Source organism: Streptococcus suis, assembly GCF_902702775.1.
Classification (GTDB): Bacteria; Bacillota; Bacilli; order Lactobacillales; family Streptococcaceae; genus Streptococcus; species Streptococcus hashimotonensis.
In genome coordinates this window covers 1,090,681-1,110,669 of the sequence record NZ_LR738724.1, presented here as the reverse complement: position 1 = coordinate 1,110,669, position 19,989 = coordinate 1,090,681, and the positions used below count along the sequence as shown (strand labels likewise).

Here is a 19,989-nt window from a genome sequence, read left to right as displayed (position 1 = left end):
TCTCATATACATGTTTGTGAAAATTAATAGGAAATTTCGGATAATAGTCCCTCGGCGGTAGTGGTTGGGAGGATGCGGACACGATTGAGAGTCAGTAATCCGTCACTAGCAGAAGCCAAGCCGTTGTTAGTAGTCACACCAAGTTTGTAGCCAGCTTGTTCAGTTAAGGCTACTGTATCTGCTGAGTATCGTCCACCAGGGTAGGCGATAGCGATGGTTTCCTGATTTAATTGGCTGTCAAGATAGGCTTTAGAGGAAGTAAGTTCATTTGTTTGATCCTCGATAGAACTATACTCTAAATCAGGGTGGTTGACGGTATGCCCTTGAAAGGAGAGCCCTGCGGTCTGCATTTCCTTGATTTGATCAAGAGTAAGGTGCCCTGCTTGTCCATATTCAGTAAATCCTGTAATGACATTGTTGGTTGCTTTCATTTGATATTGCTTAAGCAATGGATAGGCATAACTATAAAAATCCCAGAGGCTATCGTCAAAGGTTAGCCAGACAACCTTTTTGCCAGCAGGAAGGACATTTTCTGTCAATACCTTATATGCCTCTTCAGGTGATAAAGTATAGTAACCTGCATCTTGCAATGCTTTTAGATGACTTTCGAAAGTCGTTGGATCTACGATAAGATTCGCATTAGCTTCTTCCTCAGGAGCCATTACGTGAATGGCATGATACATGAGGATTGGAAGTTTGATAGGTTCAGTTTGCTGTTCCCAAATGATTTCTGTTTGTACTTCACTACTTTCTGAAGTCATAACACTCGAACTGGCTGTTGTCTCTACCGTTGAAGCTTTGGAATCACTTTGTTGCTTAGATGGCTGTTTTAGAAAGATTAGAAAAATAGATAGTAGAGTCACTACTAATAATGCGATACCAAGTAGCATTGGCACAAGTTGTTTCTTTTGCGTGCGACCTCGACGGGCTCTTCTTGAATGTTTCATTATCTTATCTCCATAATCATATATTAAAACAATTATATCAAATTTTTTGCCAAATAGTCAGAATATTTGTTATAATGGGAGAAATACCTTTTAAAGGAGAGCACATGGTAGTTAAGATAGGATTATTAGGATTTGGAACCGTTGCGAGTGGTGTGCCATTTTTATTAGAAGAAAACCAGGAAAAAATAGAGAAAGCCGCGCATGATAGTATTGAAGTTGCGAAGGTTTTGGTCAAGGATGAAGCAGAAAAAGACCGTCTCTTGGCTGCAGGTCATGACTATCATTTTGTAACAAATATTGATGACATTTTGGCTGACGAAAACATCGCCATTGTAGTTGAGCTGATGGGACGTATTGAGCCAGCAAAAACATTTATTACACGTGCCTTGGAAGCAGGCAAGCATATTGTAACAGCCAATAAGGATTTACTTGCTGTTCATGGTAGCGAATTGCGTGCCTTGGCTGAAGAGAAAGGTCTTGCGCTTTATTATGAAGCTGCAGTTGCAGGTGGTATTCCAATCTTGCGTACCTTGGTCAACTCTTTGGCTGCTGATAAGGTAACTCGTATCCTCGGTGTATTGAATGGTACTTCAAACTTCATGTTGACTAAGATGGTTGATGAAGGCTGGACTTACGAAAAAGCTCTTCAAACAGCGCAGGAACTTGGCTATGCAGAATCTGACCCAACAAATGACGTTGAGGGGATTGATGCGGCTTACAAGGCTGTTATCCTCAGTCAATTTGCTTTCGGTATGACAGTTGATTTTGAACACGTAGCACACAAGGGTATTTCAAATATCACGCCAGAAGATGTAGCAGTGGCACAAGAGTTGGGCTACGTCATCAAACTTGTGGGTGATATTCAAGAAACTACCTCTGGTATTGCTGCCGAAGTATCTCCAACCTTCCTACCGAAAAATCATCCACTTGCAAGCGTGAATGGTGTGATGAATGCTGTATTTGTCGAATCTATCGGCATCGGCCAGTCTATGTACTATGGACCGGGCGCTGGGCAAAAACCGACTGCAACAAGTGTTATGGCTGACATTATTCGTATCGTTCGTCGCTTGAAAGACAATACTATCGGCAAAGCTTTTAATGAATATAGCCGCCCACTTCAATTGGCAGCCCCAAGCGATGTGAAGAGCGAATATTATTTCTCAATTGATGCGCCTGATAAAAATGGAAAAATGCTTCGTTTAGCAGAAATCTTCAATTCTGAAGAAATTTCCTTCAAGCAAATTCTGCAACAAGCTGCAGATGGAGAAACAGCCCGCCTAGTGATTGTGACCCATGAAATGAGTAAGACTCAGTTGGAAAATGTAACAGACAAATTGAGCAAAGAAACAGACTTTACTGTCTTAAATACCTTTAAAGTACTGGGAGAATAAGCAATGAAAATTATTATTCCAGCAACTTCAGCTAATATCGGTCCAGGATTTGATTCAGTAGGTGTTGCCCTTTCGAAATATCTAACGATTGAAGTGTTTGAAGAGACTGATGAATGGGTGATTGAGCACAATCTTGAACATGTTCCATCAGACAAGAACAATCTTTTGATCAAGACAGCTTTAAAGATTGAAAAAGGATTGCAGCCGCATCGTATCAGAATGATTAGCGATATTCCCTTGGCACGTGGTTTGGGTTCATCCAGTTCCGTTATCGTAGCTGGTATTGAATTGGCTAATCAATTAGCAGGTTTGAATATGACAGCGGATGAAAAATTGCTCAAAGCTACAGAAATTGAAGGACATCCTGATAATGTAGCCCCAGCAATTTTCGGTAATTTAGTCATCTCTAGCTATGTTAATAAGAAAGTACAGGCAGTTGTAACAGAATTCCCAGAAGCAAGTTTTGTTGCCTTTATTCCAAACTACCCACTGCGTACGGTTGAAAGCCGAGGTGTACTACCTTCTCAGATGGGGTACAAAAAAGCAGTGGCTGCTAGTGCCATTGCAAACGTTGCTGTTGCCAGTTTGATGGCAGGTGATCTGAAAAAAGCTGGGAGAGCAATTCAGTCAGACATGTTCCATGAACCGTTTCGTCAGCTACTTGTTAAGGAGTTTTGTCCAATCAAGCAAACTGCACAGGAGTTGGGAGCCTATGCAACCTACTTATCAGGTGCCGGTCCAACAGTGATGGTATTAGCGCCCAAAGATAGGGAGGACGCTATTGTTCTAGCATTAGAGGAACTAAATCTAGACGGAACTGTCCACCGCCTTCAAGTTGATACCAAAGGGATTGCTATTGTATAGATAGTGATAATCTATCATTTGCAAAACTAAAAATGTTTATTTTATTGGAGTTCACCATCGCTACTATACGCAGTAGGAAGGGAATTCCTTTTTTTGTGCATTCCATTCTTCATTTCAAAATATTGGGGCAAATTAATTTGGCTTGTGAAAGTATTTTTGTTGAATTTTATTCGTTTTCTCCTGTAATTTTTGGTATAATAAATCCTGTATATCTTAAATTGAAATGAGAAGGTTATGAAAGATAAAATTAGGCTTGAATTAGAAGGCATCGATATTCGATTCGATGAGCCTTTAAAAGAATATACCTATACAAAAGTAGGAGGAGCTGTTGATTATCTAGCTTTTCCGCGGAATCGTTACGAGATTGTTCGTATAGTAGAATTTGCTAAACGCGAAGGTATTCCATGGCAAGTATTAGGAAATTCAAGTAATATCATTGTCCGCGATGGCGGTATTCGTGGTTTTGTTATCCGTATGGATAAACTTAACTCCGTTACTGTATCAGGATACACCATTGAAGCGGAAGCAGGTGCCAATCTAATCGAAACGACAAAAGTCGCACTTTTCCATTCTTTATCAGGATTTGAATTTGCTTGTGGTATTCCGGGAAGCATTGGTGGTGCTGTCTATATGAATGCAGGTGCTTACGGAGGTGAAGTAGCACACATTCTAGTTTCAGCGCAGATTTTGACTCCAGCAGGTTATGTCGAAACATTGGACAATCGTGAGTTACGATTTGGCTACCGTTCTTCTATTTTGCAGGAAAACGGTGCGATTGTTTTGTCTGCAAAATTTGCCCTCAAGCCAGGAAATCATACGGTTATTCAACAAGAAATGGCTCGTTTGACACATTTACGCGAGCTCAAGCAACCTTTGGAATATCCATCTTGTGGTTCAGTCTTCAAACGTCCACTTGGTCACTTCGCAGGACAGTTGATTATGGATGCGGGTTTAAAAGGTTATCGAATCGGTGGAGTCGAAGTTTCTGAAAAACACGCTGGCTTTATGGTCAATGTTGCTGATGGAACGGCATTGGACTATGAAAATTTGATTGCCCATGTGATTGAAGTCGTTGAAAAATCTTCAGGAATTACTCTGGAGAGAGAGGTGCGTATTATCGGCGACCCTGCTGATACACTCTAGCCATCTGGCTCTGTTTAAAAAGAAGGAATTTATGAGAATTGAAAAAGCCAATTATTGAATTTAAGAACGTTTCAAAAGTATTTGAAGACAGTGGAACAACTGTATTGAAGGATATTAGTTTTGAATTGGAAGAGGGGAAATTTTATACCCTTTTAGGAGCTTCTGGTTCAGGTAAATCAACGATTTTGAACATTATTGCTGGTCTATTGGATGCGAGTTCAGGTGATATTTATCTGGACGGTCAACGGATTAATGATGTTCCGACTAATAAACGGGATGTCCATACAGTTTTCCAGTCCTATGCCCTTTTCCCACATATGACTGTCTTTGAAAATGTGGCTTTTCCTCTTAAATTACGAAAGGTTGACAAGGCTGAAATCGAACGCCGTGTGACAGAAGCCTTACAAATGGTCCGACTTTCTGGTTATGAAAATCGTTCCATTCAGAAATTGTCTGGTGGTCAACGCCAGCGGGTTGCTATTGCACGTGCGATTATCAACCAGCCTCGCGTTGTCTTGCTAGATGAACCACTTTCTGCTCTGGACTTGAAACTAAGAACAGAAATGCAGTACGAACTTCGTGAATTGCAACAACGTCTAGGAATTACCTTCGTCTTCGTTACCCATGACCAAGAAGAAGCTCTGGCCATGAGTGACTGGATTTTTGTCATGAATGAAGGTGAGATTGTCCAGTCTGGGACGCCAGTGGACATTTACGACGAGCCAATCAACCATTTTGTTGCTACCTTCATCGGTGAATCCAATATCCTTCCAGGCCGCATGATAGAAGACTACTTGGTTGAGTTTAACGGCAAACGCTTTGAAGCTGTCGATGGCGGTATGCGACCAAACGAAGAAGTTGAAGTTGTTATCCGTCCAGAAGATTTGCAGATTACCTTACCTGAAGAAGGCAAATTGCAGGTAAAAGTGGATACACAGCTCTTCCGTGGTGTTCACTACGAAATCATCGCCTATGACGACCTTGGTAATGAGTGGATGATTCACTCAACTCGTAAGGCCATTGTCGGAGAAGTGATTGGACTAAGCTTTGAGCCCGAAGATATTCATATCATGCGTCTCAATGAAACAGAGGAAGAATTCGATGCTCGTATCGAAGAATATGTGGAAGTGGAAGAAGTAGAAGATGGCTTGATTAACGCCATTGAGGAGGAACGCAATGAAGAAAACCTCTAGGCTTTTTGCAATTCCCTATGCCCTATGGGTCTTTCTCTTTGTACTCGCTCCAGTTGCCTTGATTATCTTCAAATCTTTCTTTGATATTCATGGCAATTTCACTTTGGCCAACTACCAGACCTATTTTAACTCGCCAAATATGACCTATCTGCGAATGAGTTTTAACTCTATTTTTTACGCAGGTATTATTACTCTGGTCACACTTTTGGTTTCCTACCCAACAGCCTATTTCTTGACCAAGCTCAAGCATAGACAACTCTGGCTCATGTTGATTATCTTGCCAACCTGGGTCAATCTTTTGCTGAAAGCCTATGCCTTTATCGGTATTTTTGGGCAACACGGCTCTATCAACCAGTTCCTAGAATTTATTGGTCTAGGAGCTCAGCAAATTCTTTTCACGGATTTCTCCTTTATTGCTGTTGCAGCCTATATCGAGATTCCGTTTATGATTTTGCCGATCTTTAACGCATTAGATGATTTGGATAAAAACCTCATCAATGCCAGTCGTGATTTGGGTGCAACTTCTTGGCAGACCTTCACAAAAGTTATTTTTCCTCTTTCCATGAACGGCGTTCGTTCAGGTGTACAGGCGGTTTTCATTCCAAGTCTGAGCCTCTTCATGTTGACCCGTTTGATTGGCGGTAACCGAGTCATTACACTTGGTACAGCTATCGAGCAACATTTCCTCACAACACAAAACTGGGGAATGGGGTCAACCATTGGTGTGGTCTTGATTTTGGCCATGCTCTTGATTATGTGGATGACGAAAGAGAGGAAGAAATAATGAAGAAATTTGCAAATATCTACTTAACAGTTGCCTTCCTCCTTCTTTACTTGCCCATTTTCTATCTCATTTTCTACGCTTTCAATGAAGGTGGAGATATGAATGGCTTTACAGGCTTTACCTTGGACCATTTTTCATCCATGCTTGGTGATAGCCGTCTGATGTTGATTTTGGCACAAACCTTTTTCTTGGCCTTCTTGAGCTCATTGATTGCGACCCTTATCGGAACATTTGGTGCCATCTATATTTATCAGGCAAAACCTCGTTTCCAAAATGCCTTGCTGTCTGTCAATAATATCTTGATGGTAGCACCGGACGTCATGATTGGGGCGAGTTTCTTAATTCTCTTTACCATGATTGGTTTCCAGCTTGGCTTTGTCTCAGTATTGCTCAGTCATATTGCCTTTTCTATTCCAATCGTAGTATTGATGGTCTTGCCACGGCTGAAAGAGATGAACGCGGATATGATTTCAGCAGCTTATGATTTGGGGGCAACTCAACCACAAATGCTGAAAGAAATCATGTTGCCATACCTAACACCAGCCATCATTGCAGGCTACTTCATGGCCTTTACCTATTCCTTGGATGACTTTGCCGTGACCTTCTTTGTAACAGGGAATGGCTACTCAAACCTTTCGGTTGAAATCTACTCGCGGGCTCGTCAAGGGATTTCTCTAGAAATCAATGCCTTGTCAACCCTAGTTTTCCTTTTCTCTATCTTATTGGTAGTGGGTTATTATTTCATCTCGCGTGAAAAGGAGGCCAACTAATGAAACGATTGTATTCATTTTTTGTAGGAATTATAGCTATTGTCCTAGTTTTATGGGGAATTAGTTATAAGTTAGAAGCTGATTCAACCCAGGGGACAACTGATAAACTTGTCATCTATAACTGGGGCGATTATATTGACCCAGAATTACTCGCAGAATTCACTGCTGAAACAGGTATTCAGGTAGATTATCAGACCTTTGACTCCAACGAATCCATGTACACAAAGATTAAGCAGGGTGGAACAACATACGATTTGACAATCCCATCTGAGTACATGATTTCTAAGATGACAGAAGAAAATATGTTAATCAAGCTGGATAAATCTAAGATTGAAGGGATAGAAAATATCGATCCACGATTTATGGGACTTAGCTTTGACAAGAATAATGATTATTCTATTCCATATTTCTGGGGAACCTTGGGTATTGTTTACAATGAAACCATGGTAGAAACTCCTCCTCAGGAATGGGAAGACTTGTGGTCAGAGGAGTACCGTGACAATATCATGTTAATTGATGGTGTGCGTGAAGTCATGGGCTTTGGTCTACAATCACTGGGCTATAGTCTCAATTCCAACAATCCTACCGAGATTGAAAAGGCGGCCGAACATCTTTATAATTTAACTCCAAATGTCAAAGCAATTGTTGCTGATGAGATAAAAGGTTATATGATACAAGATGCGGCAGCAATTGCTGTTTCGTTCTCAGGTGAGGCGAGTGAAATGTTAGATGGAAATGAAAATCTGCGCTATGTTGTACCATCAAAAGGTTCTAACCTTTGGTTCGATAACATGGTCATTCCAAAAACAGCAAAAAATATTGATGGAGCTTACGCCTTTATGAGTTTTATGCTTCGTCCTGAAAATGCGCTTCGCAATGCAGAATATGTTGGTTATTCAACACCAATTCCTGCAGCCAAGGCTATGCTGGATGAGGAGACTCAGAACGACGAATCTTTCTATCCTTCAGAAGAAACGATGAAGAAGATGGAAGTTTATGATAATCTTGGACCAGAGATGCTTGGAATGTATAATGACCTCTATCTCCAATTCAAGATGTATCGGAAATAGTCTGAATATCCATATCTAGTTTTCAAATCAGAATAGTATGAGCAACCGCAAATAGTGGTTGCTTTTTACTGTTCATTTAATACATTCAGTATCACAGATTCCAGTTATAAATATTAACTATACCTAGTTATAGTTTGAAGAAATAACTGAATTTTCAGAATATACTTGCAATGCTGATAATTTTATGTTTTAATATATTTATTGGTTTTGCCAATAATGAAGGAGAAAAACTAGGAGGAAAAGTTATGAAAAAGAAAGAAACTTTCTCACTTCGGAAGTATAAGATTGGAACTGTGTCTGTTCTTTTGGGTGCAGTTTTTTTGTTTGCAGGTGCACCATCGGTAGCTGCAGATGAATTGACAAGCCTTGTAGAGACTAAGGTGGAAGCAACTGTTCCTGATGCAATCGTCAGCGAATCAGCCTCAGAAAGTCCCGTAGTCGAGGAGTTGGTTGACACTTCTGTGGAGGCTACCTCAACTGATGTAACCACTACAGATAATGAAGAGGAAACACCTGGCTCAGAAGCTCTTGAAAACATCACAAATGCAGAAGTAGAGACAACTCAACCAGCTGTAGAAACTCCAGTTATTTCAGAGAAAAAAGTAGAAGAAGAGGAGAAGCTTTCCGTAGCAGATGAGACTACTGCTATTGCGAATCAGGAAGAAGCGAAACCACAAAACATTGATAGTAATACGATCATTACAGTACCTAAAGTTTGGGATAGTGGTTACAAGGGCGAAGGAACAGTAGTTGCAATCATAGATTCCGGTCTTGACGTTGACCACGATGTATTGCATATTTCAGACCTCTCAACTGCAAAATATAAATCAGAAAAAGAGATAGAAGCAGCTAAAGAAGCAGCAGGAATTACCTACGGTGAATGGTTTAACGATAAGGTTGTATTTGGTTATAATTATGTTGATGTGAATACTGTCTTGAAAGAAGAAGACAAACGTTCACACGGTATGCACGTAACAAGTATTGCCACAGGAAATCCGACACAACCAGTCGCTGGACAATTAATGTATGGTGTAGCTCCTGAAGCGCAAGTCATGTTTATGCGTGTATTCTCAGACCTCAAAGCTACAACAGGCGCAGCATTGTACGTAAAGGCGATTGAAGATGCTGTAAAATTAGGTGCAGATAGCATCAACCTCAGTCTGGGAGGAGCTAACGGCTCTGTTGTTAACATGAATGAAAATGTGACTGCAGCAATCGAGGCTGCTCGTCGTGCAGGGGTTTCTGTTGTTATTGCAGCTGGTAATGATGGAACATTTGGTTCAGGTCATTCTAATCCGTCAGCCGATTATCCAGATTATGGCTTGGTCGGTGCTCCTTCAACAGCGCGCGATGCAATTTCTGTCGCTTCTTACAATAACACAACGGTTGGTAGTAAAGTAATTAATATCATTGGCTTAGAAAACAATGCTGATTTGAATTACGGTAAGAGTTCGTTTGATAATCCAGAGAAAAGTCCTGTACCGTTTGAAATCGGGAAAGAATATGAATATGTCTATGCGGGAATCGGTCAAGCTTCGGATTTTGATGGTCTAGATTTGACTGGAAAGCTTGCACTCATCAAACGAGGAACGATTACTTTCTCAGAAAAAATAGCCAATGCAACAGCTGCAGGTGCAGTAGGGGTGGTCATTTTCAATAGTCGTCCAGGTGAAGCCAATGTAAGCATGCAACTTGATGATACAGCTATTGCAATTCCATCTGTCTTCATTCCATTGGAATTTGGTGAGGCTTTGGCAGCTAACTCATATAAGATTGCGTTCAATAACGAAACGGATATTCGCCCTAACCCAGAAGCAGGTCTTCTTTCAGATTTTTCAAGTTGGGGTCTATCAGCGGATGGCGAGCTAAAACCAGACTTAGCTGCTCCAGGTGGTGCTATTTATGCAGCCATCAATGATAATGACTATGCCAACATGCAGGGAACAAGTATGGCTTCACCACACGTGGCAGGAGCAGCCGTACTAGTAAAACAGTATTTACAGGCAACTTACCCTACTAAGTCCCCTCAAGAAATCGAAGCCTTAGTAAAACACTTGCTTATGTCTACTGCTAAAGCACATGTGAACAAAGAAACAACGGCCTACACTTCCCCACGCCAACAAGGTGCAGGTATCATCGATACTGCAGCAGCTATTTCTACAGGTTTATATTTGACTGGCGAAGATGGGTATGGCAGCATTACCTTGGGAAATGTTGAGGATACATTCAGCTTTACGGTCACACTTCATAACATTACAAACGAAGATAAGACTTTAAACTACTCAACACAATTAACAACGGATACTGTTCAAAACGGATTGATCACCTTGGCTCCACGTCTATTAGCAGAGATTCCTGGCGGTAAGGTGACTGTGAAAGCCAATTCAAGTACAACTGTTACAATTAATGTCGATGCATCAAGCTTTGCAGAAGAATTGACAGGATTGATGAAAAATGGTTACTATCTTGAAGGTTTTGTTCGATTTACAGATGTAGCCGACGGCGGTGATATTGTCAGCATTCCATACGTTGGTTTCCGTGGGGAATTCCAAAATCTAGCCGTTCTAGAAGAGCCGATTTACAATCTTATTGCCGATGGTAAGGGGGGCTTCTACTTTGAACCTGTTACAGCACAGCCAAATACTGTTGACATCAGCCATCACTACACAGGTCTTGTTACAGGAAGTACAGAGTTAATCTATTCTACAGACAAACGATCTGACCTTGCAATCAAGACTCTTGGTACATTTAAAAATGAAGCAGGATACTTTGTTTTAGAGCTTGATGAGTCTGGTAAACCTCATTTAGCTATCTCGCCAAATGGGGATAACAACCAAGATTCGCTCGCTTTCAAAGGTGTCTTCTTGAGAAATTATACTGATTTAGTCGCAAGCGTCTATGCTGCAGATGATACTGAGCGAACAAATCCACTTTGGGAAAGTCAACCACAGTCAGGCAATAAAAACTTCTATAGTGGTGATCCTAAAAATCCAAAATCAAGCATTATTTATCCTACTGAATGGAATGGAACAGATAGTGACGGAAATGCTTTAGCAGATGGTAAGTATCAATACGTTTTGACCTACTCATCTGAAGTTCCAGGTGCAGCAGTACAAACTATGATTTTCGACGTTATCATCGATAGAGAATCACCAGTTATCACCACAGCTACCTATGATGAAACAAACTTTACATTTAACCCTCGTCCAGCCATTGAAAAAGGAGAATCAGGTCTATATCGTGAGCAAGTATTCTATCTTGTAGCAGATGCAAGCGGTGTGACAACTATTCCTTCCTTATTAGAAAATGGTGATGTAACCGTTTCTGATAATAAGGTATTTGTGGCACAAAACGATGATGGCTCCTTCACATTGCCTCTTGATCTTGCAGATATTTCAAAATTCTACTACACAGTGGAGGATTATGCTGGTAACATCAGCTATGAAAAAGTAGAGAATCTGATCAGTATTGGCAATGAAAAAGGGTTGGTAACTGTCAATATTCTTGATAAAGATACAAATAGTCCTGTACCAATACTTTTCTCTTACTCAGTCACCGATGAAACAGGCAAGATTGTTGCAGAATTACCACGATATGCCGGCGATACTAGCGTTCTTAAGCTACCATTTGGTACTTACACCTTTGATTTATTCTTATATGATACAGAGTGGTCAAGCCTAGCAGGTGAAACAAAAGCAGTCGTGACGATTTCGGAAGAAAATAGCACTGCCGAGGTGAATTTCTATGTGACTTTGAAAGATAAGGCCAACTTGCTGGTAGATATTGATGCATTACTACCTTCTGGTTCAACCATCCAACTGGTAACTGCTGATGGCCAGACTATTCAGCTACCAAATGCTAAATATTCTAAGACCGATTATGGTAAATTTGTACCAGTTGGTACCTACACTATCCTTCCAACCCTCCCAGAAGGCTATGAATTTTTGGAAGAATTAGACGTAGCAGTACTAGCAAACCAGTCAAATGTTAAGAAATTAACCTTGATTAATAAAGTTGCTTTGAAAGAACTGATTGCTGAACTTGCAGGACTTGAAGACACAGCGCGTTATTACAATGCTAGTCCGGAACTTCAAACTGCCTATGCTAAAGCATTAGAAGATGCCAATGCAATATATGCCAATAAACACAATCAGGCACAAGTAGATTCAGCACTTGCCAGTCTTGTGGCGGCGAGAGAACAGCTAAACGGTCAGGCTACTGATAAGGAAAAACTAATTGCTGAAGTATCAAACTACACACCGACTCAGGCAAACTTTATTTATTACAATGCTGAAAATACCAAACAAATTGCCTATGATACAGCTATTCGTTCAGCACAACTTGTATTGAACCAAGAGAATGTAACACAGGCAGTTGTCAACCAAGCGTTGGCTGACTTGTTAGCAGCGAAAACCAACTTAGATGGTCAAAAGACTGATATTTCAGCCCTTCGTAGCGCAGTATCCGTTTCTTCCGTATTAAAAGCGACAGATGCTAAGTATCTCAATGCATCTGAGAACGTGAAACAAGCTTATGACCAGGCAGTTGAAGCAGCGAAAGCGATTCTAGCTGATGAATCTGCAAGCCAAGCAAGTGTCGATCAAGCCCTAGCCGTTCTGACAAGCGCTCAGGCAGAACTGGATGGTGTTGCTACTTCAACAAATGATGCCAAAGAGCCAGCAAATACTGCCACTGACAAAAAAGATGAAGGCACTGTAACGCCTCTACCTATAGACTCAGAAAAAGTTGATGTACAGGCACCTCCTGTAAAAGATACTGGGAATTCAGGGCATGTACCGATAGGTCAGAAGCCAAACCCTCAACCAGCTTTACCTCGTCCAGTCACTTTGCAAGCTAGTCTATCTAGCCCTAATCAAGAAAAACAGGTGACTCAACTACCAAATACTGGAGAAAATGATACGAAATACTATCTTGTTCTTGGTATCATTATTGGGCTAGGGACTCTGTTGGTAAGCAAACGACGTCACAAGGAAGAAGTATAACCAACACTAGCTTTATCACAAGTTTGCTAAATAATAAAACCGCTTAATCATTGATTAGGCGGTTGTTTGTGTTTGAAATTGAAGCCATTGTCTTTTGGATGTTTCTTGAGACATCAGTTGGCTTTACAAGATAATAATCTTGAGCCAGTTGGTCGGCAATATAGGAGTGGAGGTAGGTTGCCACAAGGATTCTTTCATATAGTTGAACATGGGGAAATTGTACAGCAAATCCTGCAATCATACCTGCAAGAGTATCTCCCATACCTCCTGTTGCTTGGTAGGGACCACCAGCTCCTGTTGGAGTGACTTGGTTTGGCTGGGTTTTTAGGATTTGAGTAGCAGAACTTTTAGCTACAAGGATTGTATTTTCTTGAAAAGATTGCAAGGCTTCAAGATTTCTTTGGCTTGTTTGGTCAGCAACCGGAATGGCTGATAACCGTTCCCATTCTTTCTGGTGGGGTGTCAGGATGACTTGTTTACACGGGAAGTTCTTTCTGTTTTGTTTTGCGACTAAGGTAAGGGCTGAGCCGTCAAGAACTAAAATCTGCTGGTCAGATAAATGTCCAAAAACAAAGTCCAATAACTGTTCAGCTCTGCTATTTTCCCCCAAACCTGGACCAATCAGTACCAAGTCAGCATTTTCTAAGCTACTTATCAGCAAGGCTTGATCGTCAAATGAAAATGCCATGGCTTCAGGCAGATGACTATGTAAGGCTGGTATGTTGTCTTTTTCAGTAGCAACAGTTACCAAGCCTGCTCCACTGTTGACGGTTGCTAGTGCGGCCATGATAATCGCTCCACCATAAGGATACAGTCCACCAATCAGCAAGACTCGACCATAGCTTCCCTTATGGCTATTGCGTGGTCTTGCTTGAATAACCTTTCTACAGAGTTCTTGTAAGTCCATACTTATTCCCCCTTTTCTTCTTATTATATCACGAGGAATGAGGTTTATGACAATCCAGATTTTAGATAAATCCAAGTTTTCATGCTATAATGAATTCATGGTATTATCAAAAAAACGTGCAAGAAAAGTTATTGAAGAAATCATCGCTCTATATCCTGATGCTAAGCCAAGTTTGGATTTTCGAAATCACTTTGAGTTGGTATGTGCAGTGCTCTTATCTGCTCAAACTACAGACGCTGCGGTGAATAAGGCAACACCTGGTTTGTTCGCTGCTTTCCCAACGCCACAAGCCATGGCAGCAGCAGAAGTAAAGGATATTGAGCCTTATATTTCTCGTTTGGGTTTGTATCGTAATAAAGCCAAATTTTTAAAAGAATGCGCCCAGCAGTTATTGGAACGGCATAATGGCATTGTTCCGCAGACTCGTGAGGAATTAGAAGCTCTGGCAGGAGTGGGAAGAAAAACGGCCAATGTTGTCTTAAGTGTCGGTTTCGGAATCCCAGCCTTTGCAGTTGATACCCACGTGGGACGGATTTGTAAACACCACGATATTGTCAAAAAATCGGCTACACCCCTGGAAACAGAAAAACGAGTCATGGAAGTCCTACCTCCTGAACTCTGGCTCCCTGCTCATCAAGCTATGATTTATTTTGGTCGTGAGGTTTGCCATCCTAAGAACCCTGAATGCGAAAAATTCCCACAATTATATGAATTTGACTAAAAAATATTCTGTTTTTGAAGATTTTTTTAGTTTTTATGTGAAATTGTTTGAGTAAATTCTGAACATTTTTTTAAATTTTATAAGAATAGTAACTCAGAAAAGAATTATACGAATGTTATGTTTTATAAACGAGTTCCAAAAGTGATATATCCGAATATTGTCTAGATAGGTTTCTTTTTTATTGACAAAACACAAACAATAAGCTATACTATATCTTGTAATAAGGAAAAAATACGAAAAACAAACTGTTTTTCTGTTCCAATGTTAAGAAAAAGAGGTAGAAGCATGTTCAACGAAACTCCAGTTTTTGACTACGAAGATATTCAGCTCATTCCAAATAAATGTATCATCAATAGCCGTTCCGAGGCAGATACAACAGTGACTCTTGGGAAATATAGCTTTAAATTACCAGTTGTTCCAGCTAATATGCAGACTATTATTGATGAAGATGTGGCAGAAATGCTTGCCAAAGAAGGGTATTTCTATATCATGCATCGTTTCGATGAAGCTGGTCGTATTCCATTTATCAAACGCATGCACGAGCAAGGTTTGATTGCTTCCATCTCTGTTGGCGTAAAAGAATATGAATATGAGTTTGTGACTAGCTTAAAAGCTGATGCCCCTGAGTTTATCACCATTGATATTGCTCATGGTCATGCAGAAAGTGTTATCAAGATGATCCAACATATCAAGAAAGAATTACCTGAGACTTTTGTCATTGCCGGTAATGTCGGTACTCCAGAAGCAGTTCGTGAACTAGAAAATGCTGGTGCGGATGCGACAAAAGTTGGTATTGGTCCTGGTAAGGTCTGCATCACCAAGGTTAAGACTGGTTTTGGTACAGGCGGTTGGCAGTTGGCAGCCCTTCGTTGGTGCGCAAAAGCTGCTCGTAAGCCAATTATTGCGGATGGCGGTATTCGTACCCACGGAGATATTGCCAAATCAATCCGTTTCGGTGCTAGCATGGTTATGATTGGCTCGCTCTTTGCAGGTCATATCGAGAGTCCAGGTAAAACGGTGGAAGTTGATGGTAAACAGTTCAAGGAATACTACGGTTCCGCATCTGAATACCAAAAAGGTGCATACAAAAACGTTGAAGGAAAGAAAATTCTCTTGCCAGCCAAGGGACATTTGAAAGATACTCTGATTGAAATGGAGCAAGATTTGCAGTCATCTATTTCTTATGCAGGTGGACGTGACATTACCAGCTTGAAGCATGTGGACTATGTTATCGTGAAAAACTCTATCTGGAATGGTGACTCTATCTAGTCAAAGAGGACTTGCAATGCAGGTCCTTTTCTTGTTACAATATTTATATAAAATTGAAAGAGAATAAGCATGTACCAAACAAGAAATAACAAAGAGAAGCTCTGGCTCTTTATCAAAATATTTTTGCCCATTTTAATTTATCAATTTGCTAATTACTCCGCATCCTTTATCGATACCATGATGACAGGCCAGTACAGCACTATGGATTTGGCAGGTGTTTCCATGGCAACCAGTCTTTGGAATCCGCTTTTTTCATTTCTAACAGGGATTGTATCTGCATTGGTCCCAATCATCGCTCAACATTTAGGAAAAGGTGAAAGAGATAAGATTCGTGAGGAGTTTCATCAGTTTGTCTATCTAGCTATCGGATTAACCATTTTACTCTTGTGCTCGGTCCTATTTATTGCTGTTCCCACCTTGGCTCAGTTTGGACTTGATGAATCTGTTTTTCAAGTTGGCAAGCAGTACCTCTATTTTATTTCCATTGGCATCCTGCCTCTCTTACTCTTTAGCGTCTGTCGCTCTTTTTTCGACGCCCTCGGCTTGACTCAGCTATCCATGTATCTCATGTTGCTCCTTGTCCCATTTAACAGTCTATTTAACTATCTCTTAATTTATGGGAAAATGGGCCTACCGGCCCTAGGCGGAGCAGGAGCTGGATTGGGTACTGCTTTAGCTTACTGGGCGGTATTGCTAGTAATCGTCATTGTCATGTGCAAAAATAAGACCATTGCATCTTATCAGCTTTGGCGGTGGAGTCCGATTGATGGGGCTTTACTGAAAGAAGGATTGAAAATCGGACTTCCCATCGGTTTACAAGTCTTTGCAGAAGTAGCAATTTTTGCAGTAGTAGGGCTCTACATGGCAAAATTTTCAGCCCAGATTATAGCAGCCCACCAGTCAGCTATGAACTTTGCGACATTATTATATGCCTTTCCTGCCTCAGTTTCTTCAGCCCTAGCTATTGTCATTGCTTATGAAGTAGGGGCCAAACGACCACAAGATGTGAAAGCCTACAGCCGTTTAGGACGCCTGGTGGCACTTGGTTTTGCAGGCTTAACACTCACTTTCCTATATTTTTTCCGCTCTAAAGTTGCCTACCTTTATGGTAATGATGCAGAATTTATCCGTCTGACTTCGCATTTTCTTAGCTTTGCCCTCATGTTCCAGTTAGCAGATGCCTTTACAGCACCTATTCAGGGGATTTTACGTGGTTACAAGGATACCACCATTCCCTTTGTACTTGGTTTGGTTGCCTATTGGTCCATGACCTTCCCCGTCGCATTCTTGCTTGAAAGATTTTTCCAAATGGGTCCAGAAGCCTATTGGATTGGTCTTATTTCAGGGATTTTTGTCTGCGGAATAGCTCTTAATTTGCGCTTGATCAAAATAGCTCAATCTCATTTGTCCGTGAAATAAATTAACTATGAAAGTCGGAGGCATCCGGCTTTTTCTCTCTTGTGAAAATATCTTGCTCATGTTAAAATAAAAGGATAGAAAATCAAATGGAGAAATTATGAATTATTTTAACGTAGGAAAGATTGTTAACACGCAAGGCCTACAAGGGGAAATGCGTGTTTTGTCTGTGACCGATTTTGCTGAAGAACGTTTTAAAAAAGGGGCAAAGCTTGCACTTTTTGATGACAAGGATCAGTTTGTCATGGAAGTGGAAATTGCTAGTCACCGTAAGGCTAAGAACTTTGATATTATCAAGTTTAAGGGTATGTATCATATCAACGATATTGAAAAGTACAAGGGCTTTAGCTTGAAAATTGCCGAGGAAAACTTGACCGACCTTGAAGACGGTGAGTTTTATTACCATGAAATTATCGGCTTGGATGTCTATGAGAATGATATTCTGATCGGACAAATCAAGGAAATCTTGCAGCCAGGTGCCAATGATGTCTGGGTGGTAAAACGAAAAGGTAAGAAAGACTTGCTCTTGCCATATATTCCACCTGTTGTCTTGAACATTGATATTCCAAATAACCGTGTCGATGTGGAATTGCTCGAGGGCCTAGACGATGAGAATTGATATTTTGACCCTCTTCCCTGAGATGTTTGCACCTCTAGAACACTCTATCGTGGGCAAGGCGCGTGAAAAAGGGCTCTTGGAAATCAACTGCCACAATTTCCGAGAGAAAGCTGAAAAGGCACGCCATGTGGACGATGAACCCTATGGCGGAGGACAAGGTATGTTGCTCCGTGCCCAGCCAATTTTTGATACTATGGATAGCATTGAACAAACCAAGCCACGTGTTATCTTGTTGGATCCCGCTGGGCGTACTTTCAATCAGGCCTATGCTGAAGAATTGGCACAGGAAGAGCAGTTGATTTTCATCTGTGGTCACTATGAAGGATATGATGAGCGGATTAAGACTTTGGTAACGGATGAAATTTCTCTCGGGGACTATGTTCTGACAGGCGGAGAGTTGGCAGCTATGACCATGATTGATGCTACCGTTCGCCTGATTCCAGAGGTTATTGGTAAGGAAGTCAGTCATACGGATGATAGTTTTTCATCAGGGCTATTGGAATATCCTCAATACACCCGACCATACGAGTATCGTGGAATGGTAGTTCCAGATGTATTAATGAGCGGTCACCATGAAAATATTCGTAAATGGCGTTTGGAAGAAAGTCTACGCAAAACCTATCAACGTCGTCCAGACTTGTTAGAAAACTACAATTTTACAGCTGAAGAGTTAGCTATTTTTGAAAAAATCAAAGCAGAAGACACAGTTGATTAGACTGTGTTTTTCTTGCTAGAAGGAGAAATGATGAAACGCAAGGTATTTGAACATTACCAACCTTATAAAATCAAACAAAAGGCAAGATTTGATTTAGGAAATAACGAAAATCGTATCATTGATTGGTCCTTTTTGCCACAAGAGACCTTGGAAAATTTGGATGTCAGTCAATTAAGTTTTTATGGTGATAACACTTACTCCGAACTGATTGAGAAATATGCGGCCTATCTTGGAGTGAATCCCAAACAAGTAACAGTAGGTGTGGGCTCTGATCACCTTATTCACATGATTGTTTCCACCTTTATGGAAAAGGATGATACTTTTTTGACTGTCAATCTAGACTTCTTCATGTATGAAACCTATAATCACATGCATGCTAGCCGTTTTGAAACCATTGATTTGGAAGCAAAAAACGATACACTTGTCCTGCCAGTAGAGAAATTGTTGGCGCATGCAGAGGAGTTGAAGGCGAAGATAATCATGCTTTCCAACCCTAACAATCCTTCTTCAGTAGCTTATTCGCTAGAAGATTTGGAGAAATTGGCTATTTCTTTTAAAGGGCTGCTCGTTGTAGATGAGGCTTATATTGAATTTGCAAATGTCGAAAGCTTCATCAGTCGTCTGCAACAATTTGATAATGTTTTAGTTTTACGGACCTTATCAAAGGCTTTTGGACTTGCAGGTTTACGAGTTGGCTTTGCGGTAGGAAGCGAAGAGTTAATTTATGAATTGGACAAGGTCATTCCCCCATTCAGCTTGTCAAACTTGACTGCAAAAATGGCAGCCCTTGCATTGAATTATACAGACAAAGTTTTAGAAACAGTGGGAGTAATTCAGAATTTGCGAGAAGAAATGATTTTATTCTTGCAAGGATTAGATAACTGTCAAGTTCTACCTAGTCAGGCTAGTTTTGTAACGTTTAAAGCACCGTGGGCAGAAGAACTTTATCAGCAAGCCTTGGCACAGGATTGGAATTTCAAATATTATCCAACAGGTAAATTAGAAGGGCATATTCGCCTATCTATTGGCCGTCCAGAAGAAATGGACATGATGAAAAAAATGATTGAGAAACTAGTGGAAGCGTAGATTCTGCTAGTTTTTTTGTTTTTTTGAAAGAAAATGATAGAAAATGATTGACAATGGCAGAAAATCGTGTATAATGATTTTTGTAAACGAT

The 19,989-nt window shown here is 40.7% G+C and carries 16 protein-coding genes; 14 read left to right on the top strand and 2 right to left on the bottom strand.

The window, feature by feature from the left end:
* Positions 1 to 23: 23 nt before the first annotated feature.
* Positions 24 to 947, bottom strand: a complete 924-nt coding sequence (locus GPW69_RS05505; RefSeq protein ID WP_074391156.1) for a polysaccharide deacetylase family protein — start codon at positions 945 to 947, stop codon at positions 24 to 26.
* Between the two features lie 104 nt (positions 948 to 1,051).
* On the opposite strand from GPW69_RS05505, the gene GPW69_RS05500 reads away from it, so the two are divergent.
* The 8 genes from GPW69_RS05500 (at position 1,052) to GPW69_RS05465 (ending at position 13,165) form a co-directional block, all read left to right on the top strand.
* Complete coding sequence (locus GPW69_RS05500) at positions 1,052 to 2,338, top strand: homoserine dehydrogenase (protein ID WP_024410098.1); 1,287 nt, start codon at positions 1,052 to 1,054, stop codon at positions 2,336 to 2,338.
* A 3-nt stretch (positions 2,339 to 2,341) separates the two neighbouring features.
* A complete protein-coding gene (gene thrB, locus GPW69_RS05495; RefSeq protein ID WP_074391155.1) occupies positions 2,342 to 3,202 on the top strand; it encodes a homoserine kinase in 861 nt (286 codons plus the stop codon).
* A 234-nt stretch (positions 3,203 to 3,436) separates the two neighbouring features.
* Entirely contained in the window at positions 3,437 to 4,345 is a 909-nt protein-coding gene (gene murB, locus GPW69_RS05490) for a UDP-N-acetylmuramate dehydrogenase (RefSeq protein WP_024410097.1), read from the top strand.
* Positions 4,346 to 4,383: 38 nt separating this feature from the next.
* Entirely contained in the window at positions 4,384 to 5,538 is a 1,155-nt protein-coding gene (locus GPW69_RS05485) for an ABC transporter ATP-binding protein (protein WP_014637974.1), read from the top strand.
* Complete coding sequence (locus GPW69_RS05480) at positions 5,522 to 6,322, top strand: ABC transporter permease (protein ID WP_024400543.1); 801 nt, start codon at positions 5,522 to 5,524, stop codon at positions 6,320 to 6,322. Before GPW69_RS05485 ends, GPW69_RS05480 begins: the two co-directional genes overlap by 17 nt.
* Positions 6,322 to 7,092 (top strand): ABC transporter permease, encoded by a 771-nt coding sequence (locus GPW69_RS05475; RefSeq protein WP_074391154.1) that lies wholly within the window; start codon positions 6,322 to 6,324, stop codon positions 7,090 to 7,092. The genes GPW69_RS05480 and GPW69_RS05475 overlap by 1 nt, the downstream gene beginning before the upstream one ends.
* Positions 7,092 to 8,162 (top strand): ABC transporter substrate-binding protein, encoded by a 1,071-nt coding sequence (locus GPW69_RS05470; RefSeq protein WP_074391153.1) that lies wholly within the window; start codon positions 7,092 to 7,094, stop codon positions 8,160 to 8,162. Before GPW69_RS05475 ends, GPW69_RS05470 begins: the two co-directional genes overlap by 1 nt.
* A gap of 245 nt (positions 8,163 to 8,407) precedes the next feature.
* Positions 8,408 to 13,165, top strand: a complete 4,758-nt coding sequence (locus tag GPW69_RS05465; protein ID WP_074391152.1) for a S8 family serine peptidase — start codon at positions 8,408 to 8,410, stop codon at positions 13,163 to 13,165.
* Positions 13,166 to 13,208: 43 nt separating this feature from the next.
* On the opposite strand, the gene GPW69_RS05460 is transcribed toward GPW69_RS05465, so the two are convergent.
* On the bottom strand, positions 13,209 to 14,072 hold the full coding sequence (locus tag GPW69_RS05460) for an NAD(P)H-hydrate dehydratase (protein ID WP_074391151.1): 864 nt from the start codon (positions 14,070 to 14,072) through the stop codon (positions 13,209 to 13,211).
* Positions 14,073 to 14,169: 97 nt separating this feature from the next.
* On the opposite strand from GPW69_RS05460, the gene nth reads away from it, so the two are divergent.
* The 6 genes from nth to GPW69_RS05430 all read left to right on the top strand — a co-directional run bounded on the left by nth (position 14,170) and on the right by GPW69_RS05430 (position 19,898).
* A complete protein-coding gene (nth, locus tag GPW69_RS05455) occupies positions 14,170 to 14,793 on the top strand; it encodes an endonuclease III (RefSeq protein ID WP_024384233.1) in 624 nt (207 codons plus the stop codon).
* A gap of 285 nt (positions 14,794 to 15,078) precedes the next feature.
* Entirely contained in the window at positions 15,079 to 16,062 is a 984-nt protein-coding gene (gene guaC, locus GPW69_RS05450) for a GMP reductase (RefSeq protein WP_074391150.1), read from the top strand.
* Positions 16,063 to 16,131: 69 nt separating this feature from the next.
* Positions 16,132 to 17,481: an MATE family efflux transporter gene (locus GPW69_RS05445; RefSeq protein ID WP_074391149.1), complete on the top strand. Its 1,350-nt coding sequence runs from the start codon at positions 16,132 to 16,134 to the stop codon at positions 17,479 to 17,481.
* Between the two features lie 97 nt (positions 17,482 to 17,578).
* Entirely contained in the window at positions 17,579 to 18,097 is a 519-nt protein-coding gene (gene rimM, locus GPW69_RS05440; protein ID WP_015646874.1) for a ribosome maturation factor RimM, read from the top strand.
* On the top strand, positions 18,087 to 18,812 hold the full coding sequence (gene trmD / locus GPW69_RS05435) for a tRNA (guanosine(37)-N1)-methyltransferase TrmD (RefSeq protein WP_074391148.1): 726 nt from the start codon (positions 18,087 to 18,089) through the stop codon (positions 18,810 to 18,812). The genes rimM and trmD overlap by 11 nt, the downstream gene beginning before the upstream one ends.
* Before the next feature lie 30 nt (positions 18,813 to 18,842).
* Positions 18,843 to 19,898, top strand: coding sequence for a pyridoxal phosphate-dependent aminotransferase (locus tag GPW69_RS05430; RefSeq protein WP_171841455.1), 1,056 nt, complete (start codon positions 18,843 to 18,845; stop codon positions 19,896 to 19,898).
* Positions 19,899 to 19,989: the final 91 nt, after the last annotated feature.